At 66.9% G+C, this 8,107-nt stretch carries 10 protein-coding genes and 1 pseudogene; 4 read left to right on the top strand and 7 right to left on the bottom strand.

The annotated features are described in order from the left end of the window. The first annotated feature begins 109 nt into the window (after nt 1–109). Nucleotides 110–1,417 carry an MATE family efflux transporter gene (locus tag Aple_RS13975; RefSeq protein ID WP_155344973.1) on the top strand — a complete coding sequence of 436 codons (1,308 nt, stop codon included), beginning with the start codon at nt 110–112 and terminating at the stop codon, nt 1,415–1,417. Between the two features lie 296 nt (nt 1,418–1,713). Further along, nucleotides 1,714–3,186, top strand: coding sequence for an amino acid permease (locus Aple_RS13980; protein ID WP_155344974.1), 1,473 nt, complete (start codon nt 1,714–1,716; stop codon nt 3,184–3,186). A 51-nt stretch (nt 3,187–3,237) separates the two neighbouring features. Here Aple_RS13980 and rplI read toward each other — a convergent pair whose 3' ends face one another. The 4 genes from rplI to rpsF form a co-directional block, all read right to left on the bottom strand. Next, nucleotides 3,238–3,684 carry a 50S ribosomal protein L9 gene (gene rplI / locus Aple_RS13985; RefSeq protein WP_155344975.1) on the bottom strand — a complete coding sequence of 149 codons (447 nt, stop codon included), beginning with the start codon at nt 3,682–3,684 and terminating at the stop codon, nt 3,238–3,240. A 17-nt stretch (nt 3,685–3,701) separates the two neighbouring features. Then, nucleotides 3,702–3,938 carry a 30S ribosomal protein S18 gene (rpsR, locus tag Aple_RS13990; RefSeq protein WP_061256131.1) on the bottom strand — a complete coding sequence of 79 codons (237 nt, stop codon included), beginning with the start codon at nt 3,936–3,938 and terminating at the stop codon, nt 3,702–3,704. A gap of 70 nt (nt 3,939–4,008) precedes the next feature. Beyond that, nucleotides 4,009–4,590 (bottom strand): single-stranded DNA-binding protein, encoded by a 582-nt coding sequence (locus Aple_RS13995; RefSeq protein ID WP_155344976.1) that lies wholly within the window; start codon nt 4,588–4,590, stop codon nt 4,009–4,011. Nucleotides 4,591–4,714: 124 nt separating this feature from the next. Further along, a complete protein-coding gene (gene rpsF, locus Aple_RS14000) occupies nt 4,715–5,005 on the bottom strand; it encodes a 30S ribosomal protein S6 (RefSeq protein ID WP_155344977.1) in 291 nt (96 codons plus the stop codon). 178 nt (nt 5,006–5,183) lie between these two features. On the opposite strand from rpsF, the gene Aple_RS14005 reads away from it, so the two are divergent. Further along, the gene (locus Aple_RS14005) at nt 5,184–5,492 is read left to right on the top strand and encodes a hypothetical protein (protein ID WP_246264439.1); all 309 of its coding nucleotides are present in this window, start codon (nt 5,184–5,186) and stop codon (nt 5,490–5,492) included. On the opposite strand, the gene Aple_RS14010 is transcribed toward Aple_RS14005, so the two are convergent. After that, nucleotides 5,489–5,713 (bottom strand): hypothetical protein, encoded by a 225-nt coding sequence (locus Aple_RS14010; protein WP_155344978.1) that lies wholly within the window; start codon nt 5,711–5,713, stop codon nt 5,489–5,491. The two genes, Aple_RS14005 and Aple_RS14010, sit on opposite strands and share 4 nt — an antisense overlap. Nucleotides 5,714–5,899: 186 nt before the next feature. Beyond that, the gene (locus Aple_RS51990; RefSeq protein WP_170321454.1) at nt 5,900–6,076 is read right to left on the bottom strand and encodes a hypothetical protein; all 177 of its coding nucleotides are present in this window, start codon (nt 6,074–6,076) and stop codon (nt 5,900–5,902) included. A gap of 179 nt (nt 6,077–6,255) precedes the next feature. Between Aple_RS51990 and Aple_RS14015 the strand changes: the two genes are divergently transcribed. Continuing rightward, the gene (locus Aple_RS14015) at nt 6,256–7,026 is read left to right on the top strand and encodes a deoxyribonuclease IV (RefSeq protein WP_218038312.1); all 771 of its coding nucleotides are present in this window, start codon (nt 6,256–6,258) and stop codon (nt 7,024–7,026) included. A gap of 654 nt (nt 7,027–7,680) precedes the next feature. Here Aple_RS14015 and Aple_RS53240 read toward each other — a convergent pair. Continuing rightward, a pseudogene (locus Aple_RS53240) lies at nt 7,681–8,107 on the bottom strand (hypothetical protein); the annotation flags it as partial.

Raw genomic sequence — 8,107 nt, forward strand, 5'->3', positions numbered from 1 at the left:
ATCCACCGGCTGTGGAGAAAAGAAAGTCGGGGCACCGATGAGAATCGGTCCGAAATGTCCTGTATATCCCCAGTATGGATGATCTTGCGGTAATCAGCATAATGGCTCTATGCCACTTACCCATGGCGAAGGCCGTACCACCGACCGGGAGATCCTCCGGCTTGCCGTGCCCGCCTTCGCGGCGCTGGTCGCCGAGCCGCTGTTCCTGCTGACCGACTACGCGATCGTGGGACGGCTGGGGACGAGCGCGCTGGGGGCGCTCAGCGTTGCGGGGACGATCTTGGCCACGATCGTGAACCTGTGCGTCTTCCTGGCGTACGGCACCACGGCCGCGGTCGCCAGGCAGGTGGGGGCGGGCAACCATCGGCAGGCCGTACAGCGCGGGATGGACGGGGTGTGGCTGGCGGCGGCGATCGGGGTGGGCGTGGTGGTCGTCTGCTGGCCGCTGGCGCCGGGGCTGGTGGGGCTGATCGACGCGCCGCCGGAGGTGACCGCCGACGCGATCACGTACCTGCGGATCAGCCTGGTCGGGACGCCGGCGATGCTGATCGTGCTCGCGGGGACCGGGGTGTTACGCGGGCTGCAGGACACAGTCACGCCGCTCACGGTCTCGGTCGGCGGGTTCGCGCTCAACGCCGCGTTGAATGCCTGGTTCGTGCTCGGGCTCGGGTGGGGGCTCGCGGGGTCGGCCTGGGGCACGGTGGCCGCCCAGTCGCTGGCCGCGGGGGCGTACCTGATCGTGGTGGTGCGGGGCGCGCGGCGGGTACGGGCTTCGCTGCGGCCGGATTTGGCGGGCATCAAGACGTCGGGAACGGCCGGGATCGCGCTGCTGATTCGTACCGTCTGCCTGAGGATCGTGCTGGTCACGGCAACCGTGATCGCGGCCAGGCTGGGTGTCGCCGAGGTCGCCGCGCACGGGATCACCACCCAGCTGTGGACGCTGCTCGCCTTCGCGCTCGACGCGATCGCCATCGCGGGTCAGGCGCTCACCGGGAAGCTGCTCGGCGCCGGCGATGTGCTGGGAGCGCGGCGGGTGACCGGGCGCATGGTGATGTGGGGCGTCGTCAGCGGCGTGGTGCTGGGCCTGGCCGTGATCGGCTGTCGCCCCTTCATTCCGGGGATCTTCGCCGCGGAACCGGCGGTGGCCGCGCAGATCGACGCGGTGTTGTGGACGGTCGCGCTGTTCCAGCCGATCGCGGGCGTGGTCTTCGTGCTCGACGGGGTGCTCATCGGTGCGGGTGATCAGCGTTATCTGGCCTGGGCCGCCGCGGTCACCACCCTCACGTACCTGCCGTTCGCCTTGCTGGCGGGCAGCCTGGTCGGGCTGTGGCTGGCCATCGGGGTCTGGATGCTGGCCCGGCTGGCCACGCTGGGCCTGCGCGCACGGGGCGACGCCTGGCTGGTGAGCGGTGCCTGACCATCGGGCCGAAATCGCACAAACAGCCGACCGTAGATGTGAATAAGTGGAATCCGGCTCGGCGATTCATGAGCATTTAAGGTTCAACCATAGCCGGTCAGTATGGCAGACCAAGCCTCCAGACCAGGGCAAACACTTCAACTTCATAACATGTCCAATAAATGACGGGAGGGTAGTCATTTGGGCCCTTGTCGGCGGTAGTCGGATGAGGCACTGTTGCCTACGGTCTTGCCTCTGACGATTGGCCTGTCGTGACGTCTGTACGCCAGCCCACATCGACCTCCGTACTCCGTCGCATGCCCGCGACGGAGGCCACCGTGCTGCGTACGGCAGGCCTGCGGGAGATCTACACCCGCAATGACCTGATCGTGCTTGGTTTGGGCGTCATGATCGGTGCGGGCATATTCAGCATCGCCGGCAGACAGGCCGCCAGTATGGCCGGTCCCGGCGTCATCCTCTCTTTCATGATCGCCGGAATTACCAGCCTGCTGGCCGCGATCTGCTACGCCGAACTCTGTTCCACGATGCCGGTCTCCGGCAGCGCGTACACCTACACCTACGTCATTTTCGGTGAGGTCTGGGCCTGGATCATCGGCTGGTCGCTGATCCTGGAGATGGAGCTCGCGGCCGCCGTGGTGGCCCGCGTCTGGTCGCTGTACTTCGCCCAGATGCTCACCGAGCTCGGCGTCACCGTGCCCGCGCTGCTGAGCCGCCCCGAAGGTTTCGACCTGTTCACCCTGCTCATCCTGACCACGCTCACCGGAATCGTGGCGTTCAATGCGAAAGTCGGCCTGCGCGCCCTGTGGGTCATGGTCTCCGCCAAGCTCGTGGGCATCTCGGCGGTCATCATCATCGGCTCGCTGCACTTCAACGCCGGCAACATCGCCCAGATCCCGGTCGACCCCGCGCCGCTGGTGACCGACGCGGACACGCTCCACTCGACGGTCTTCGGCCTGCTCATCGGCGAGACCCACGCGTTCGGCTGGTTCGGGATCCTGGCGGCCACCCCGGCCATCGCCTTCGCCTACCTCGGATTCGACATCGTCACCACGGCGGCCGAGGAGACCAAGGACGCGACCCGGACCGTTCCGCAGGGCATGATCCGGGCCCTGGCCACGGCGACCGTGATCTACATCGCGGTGGCGGTGGTCATGATCGGAATGGTGACGTACTCCAAGATCACCCAGGGCGCGCCACTCGCGGACGCGTTCCGGCTGGTCGGCGAGACCTTCATGGTGCACGTGATCAACATCACCGCCGTGCTCGGGCTCACCACCGTGGTGTTCGTGCTGCTGGTCGGACAAACCCGGGTGGTGTTCGCGATGGCCCGCGACGGCCTGCTGCCCACCCAGCTGGCGCGGCTCAGCGGCTCGCACCGCACCCCCGCGACCGCGACCCTGGTCATCGGCGCGATCGCGATCCTGCTGGCCGAATTCGGCCCGGTCCTCACCCTCGAACAGCTCGTCGTGATCGGTACGCTGTTCGCGTTCATGATCGTGTCAGCCGGTGTGATCAGTATGCGGCGGAGCATGCCCGACCTCCCCCGCGGCTTCAAAGTGCCGGGGTCCCCGCTGGTCCCGGCTCTGTCCATCGTGGCGACGCTGTGGCTGATGCTGAACCTGCAGGTCATCACCTGGCTGTATTTCGTGCTCTGGATGGCCGTCGGCGTGCTCGTCTACCAGTTGTACGGCCGAAGGCACAGCGCCCTGGCCCCCACCATCGGCCGCCATCGGCGCCCGCAACCGCCCAAACACCAGACCCGGACATGACAATGGCCCCTCGTTTAGGCGAGGGGCCATCGTTCGCGCCGGTTCCGGAGATCAGATGGCGAGGACCTCGATGTCGAGGGTCGCGGAGACCTCGGGGTGCAGCTTGACGCTGACCTTGTGCGAGCCGGTGCTCTTGATCGGGTTGCCGATCTCGATGCGGCGACGGTCCAGCAGCGGGCCGCCGGCCGACTTGACGGCGTCGGCGATGTCACCGGTGGTGACCGAGCCGAACAGCCGGCCCGAGTCGCCCGCCTTGGTCTTCAGCTTCACCTTGAGCGCGCCGAGCTGGCCGGCGACCTCCTTGGCGGTGCCGAGGTCACGGATCTCGCGGGCGTCGCGGGCCTTCTTGATGGAGGCGATCTGCGACTCGGCGCCTCGCGTCCAGCGGATCGCGAAGCTGCGCGGGATCAGGTAGTTACGGCCGTAGCCGTCCTTGACCTCGACGATGTCACCCGGAGCGCCGAGACCGGAGACCTCAGTGGTGAGAATGAGCTTCATGGCTGAGTCCCCTTTCCTTAGCGCGCGGTGCTCGTGTATGGCAGCAGGGCCATCTCACGGGCGTTCTTGATAGCGGTCGCCACGTCGCGCTGGTGCTGGGTGCAGTTGCCCGTCACCCGGCGGGCACGGATCTTGCCGCGGTCGGAGATGAACTTCCGCAGCAGCGCCGTGTCCTTGTAGTCGACGTAGGAGATCTTGTCGTGGCAGAACAGGCAAACCTTCTTCTTGGGCTTGCGCAGTGCCGGCTTGGCCATCGTGGTGCTCCTTTCAGAGCCCCGCTCAACGCGGGAATGGTCGCTCGGTTATGGATGTGTGGATGAAAGGCTAGAAGGGCGGTTCGTCGCTGAAGTCGCCGCCGCCGAAGCCACCGCCGCCGCCCTGCTGACCGCCGTAGCCGCCACCACCGCCGCCTTGGTAACCTCCGCCGCCGCCCTGGCCGCCACCGAAACCGCCGCCACTCGGCGGGGCCGGGGACGCGGACGCCCACGGGTCGTTGGCCGGGCCGCCGCCGAAACCGCCGCCACCGCCACCGCCCTGCCGCGCGGTCTTGTTCACCTTCGCGGTGGCGTTGCGCAGCGAGGGGCCGACCTCGTCGACCTCGACCTCGTAGACCGTGCGCTTCTCGCCTTCCTTGGTCTCATACGACCGTTGGCGCAGCCGTCCCTGCACGATGACCCGCATGCCACGCTGCAGGCTCTCGGCGACGTTCTCCGCCGCCTGCCGCCACACGTTGCAGGTCAGGAACAGACCTTCGCCGTCTTTCCACTCATTGGTCGTCTTATCGAGGAACCGCGGAGTGGATGCGATGCGGAACCGGGCCACGGCCTGCCCCGTCGGGGTGAAGCGCAGCTCCGGGTCGTCGACAAGGTTGCCGACGATCGTGATTGTTGTGTCGCCTGCTGCCATCGGTCGCTTTCGCCTTCCTATCCCGGTTCTTCAGGGGGCTCAGAGTACGACCTGCCTCCGACAAAATCGGGGCTTCCCGTAACTCCCTGTCTACTCCCCTTCAGCCCTCCGGGACCAATGTTCGTCAGTGAAGCTCGGGACGGAGAACCTTGGTGCGAAGGATGCCCTCGTTCAGGTTGAGCTGACGGTCCAGCTCCTTGATCGTGGCAGGCTCGGCGGTGAGGTCGACGACGGCGTAGATGCCCTCGGACTTCTTCTCGATGTCGTAGGACAGCCGGCGGCGGCCCCAGACGTCTACCTTCTCCACGGTGCCGCCATCGTTGCGCACGACCGTCAGGAACTGGTCGAGCGAGGGCTGCACGGTGCGCTCATCGAGGGACGGGTCAAGGATGACCATCATCTCGTAACGACGCATGCGGAATCCAACCTCCTCTGGACTCTTGCGGTCACGACGCCTTGCCGTGACAGGAGGACGCTGCGGTTCGCGCGGGTGATCACACGCGCTTACCAGATGCAGCCGAATAAGGCTACCAGGGCCGGGATTGTGCGCTGGCCGAGCCGGGAATCCTTAGCGGGGAGAGGGGGTGGCACGTATGCCACACATGCTTGGCCCGATCGAGAGCGAGCCCTTCCGTTTCACCCTCAACACCGACGGCAGACCCCACACCCGGGAAAACATCCTCGCGGTCGGAACCTTGCTCGTAGGAATCGTGGCATTCGTCCTGGGTTTCATCGTCAGCGCCCACGCCGTCGCCACCGCACTCGGCATCATCGGCTTCGCCGGCGGCTTGTTCTCCCAGTATGTCTCCGTCACCACGCCCCAACGCAGCCTCATCATCATGGGCGTCGTCGGATCCTTCGTCGGCGCCGTCCTGGGCATCGCCCACGGCGGCTTCTCCTAACTCCGGCGGAGCACGTACGGCAGCTGAGCGACGAGCACGGCTGCTGATTCTTGTAGGCGACATGCTCGTACGTCCCGCGTGGCCCGGGGAGTTTGCGGGTGCTCGGCGTCGGAGTTGGCGCCCCGCCGCAGGAGTGCGAGTTGGTTGAGGACGAAACGGGTGTCGGCGATGCGCTGCTGGTAGATCAGGGTGCCGTGGCCCTCGGGAGCTGGGGTCGCCACCCGGCCGCCGGGGAACTATCCGACACCCGTGCGCCGTAGGCACTTGGTGGAGTGTCCGATACCCGTGCCCTTACGCCCCTATTGGGGGTGGTCCTGTAACCGCGATGGGCGGGTGCTCGCGGAGGTCTGCGGTGCCCGCCCATCGGTGGTGTGGTCGCTATGTAGTAGTGCTTGGGTTGGTCGGCTTCATCTTCCGAGGTTGAGATTTACTCCTAGGAGGACGAGGAACCACAGGAAGATGGAGAGCAGGGCCTCTGCGATGTCGCGCAGGAGCCTGGGGGTGAGGTAGTCGTAGATCCAAGCGACATATATGCCGACCAGTATGTAGATCAGCACGATGGCTCTCCCGATCCGTTGGTTCATGTGATCTCCTTCTGTCGCGACACGCGGGTGGCAGGGCGTGTCAGCCGCCCCAGCGTCTGCCCGACGAAGAAACCTTGAAACGCTCTTGAAGGAGGCATATAGTTCGGCCGCCCTTTGTCCGGGCGGTCGGGATGGGGAAAGCAGGGAGACTGTCGGAGGGCTCGGATACGCTCGGTTTTATGGTGCGTATCGGAGCTCACGTCGATCAGGATGATCCGCTGGCCCACGCCGCCGCGCGGGACGCCGATGTGGTGCAGTTCTTCCTCGGTGATCCGCAGGGGTGGAAAGGCCCGGTGATGCCGGCCAGCGCGGATGCGATCCGGGATTCCGAGGTGGATGTCTACATCCATGCGCCGTATCTGATCAACGTGGCTACGGCCAACAACCGGATCAGGATTCCCAGCCGGAAGCTGCTGGAGGGGCAGTTGAAGGCCGCGGCGTCACTGGGGGCCAAGGGGCTCATCGTGCATGGCGGGCATCTCAACAAGGACGACGATCCCCAGATCGGGTTCGACAACTGGCGCAAGGTGTTCGAGCGGATGGACTGCCCGATTCCGGTGCTGATCGAGAACACCGCCGGTGGTGGAAACGCCATGACCCGGCGGCTGGACACCATCGCCCGCCTCTGGGACGCGGCGACCGCGGGCGCCCAAGACCCGTCCAAGATCGGTTTCTGCCTGGACACCTGTCACGCCCACGCCGGCGGCGAGGACCTCGTCGGCCTCGTCGACCGCGTGCTGGCCATCACCGGCCGAATCGACCTGATCCACTGCAACGATTCCCGCGACAGCTTCGACTCAGGCGCCGACCGCCACACCAACCTGGGCACCGGCCAAATAGACCCCGACCAGATTCTCACCATCTGCCGCACCGCCAACGCCCCCATCGTGGTCGAAACCCCCTCCGAAGGCCAAGCCGACGACATCGCCTTCCTCCGCAAACACCTCTAACCCCAACCCAACGCACGCTCCCACCCAGCCGTACATGGCTTGTCCCTAACCTCCCAACCCTTCCTTCCCCTTTGCGCGGGGGTCCTCCGCCCAGCCCTGCCAACGCGGTGGCTCCTGTCTGCCCCTCCCACCTGCCGAGGCTCCACCCGATCTGAGCGTCGGCATGGCTCTCCCACCCACCCCTCTGTTTCTCCTCGGGCTCCGCCCGTCCCCGCCAACGCCATGGCACCCGTACGAAAGCCTTGGCACGGGGGTTATCCCACCCGCCCCCGGAGCGTCCTCATTACCGGGGCTGGCGAGAGCGTCCAGCCTCTGCACGCCAAACGTGTCCACAGGACCGTGGATGCCGTGCTTGCAGCCCGAACTCGCGGCGATTCGATGGCGATCGGCTCGTGATCTTGTGGGTCCTTGTGATCTTCTGTGGGTCACTGCCTGTGCGCCCATGTGATGGTCTGGCCGCGCTCGTGGGGTGCGATTGCCCGGTGGCTGCCTGCAGGCGCGCGTCGTCGGCCCAGGGCGTAGCCGGGCGCGGAGCCGGGTGAGCGGCCAGAACCGGATGCGACGCCCCGGGCAATGCGGGAGTCGGATGTGACGCCCCGGGCGGGGCTGGAGTGGGGTGCGATGCCTTGGGCGGGGCCGGGGTTGAGCGCGACGCTACTGGAGGCCAAGTCGGGGTTGGATAGACGCCTCGGGCGGGACCGGAGTCAGATGCGATGCCCCGGGCGATGCTGGCGTCGGATGCGGCACCCCGGGCAGGTCGGGGTTGGGCGCGGCGCTGGTGGGGGTCATGCCGGGGGTGGGTGCGACACCCTGGGCGAGGCCGGAGCCGGATGCGGCGCTGGTGGAGGCCATGCCGGAGTCGGGTGCGACCGCCTGGGCGGAACCGGTTGGGTGCGGCTCCCCGGGTGGGGCCGTGGTCGGGTGCGATGGCGGTGGGGGCCATGCCGGGGTTGGGTGTGACGCCTCGGGCGGGGCCGGGGTTGGAGTCCGGGTTGTGGGTGTTTGCTGCCCGGACTGCCCGGACTGCCCGGACTGCCCGGACTGCTGGGGTTGCCAGGGGCGTCCGGGTTGTCCGGGTTGT

Origin of the sequence: Acrocarpospora pleiomorpha (assembly GCF_009687885.1) — a bacterium.
GTDB lineage: Bacteria > Actinomycetota > Actinomycetes > Streptosporangiales > Streptosporangiaceae > Acrocarpospora > Acrocarpospora pleiomorpha.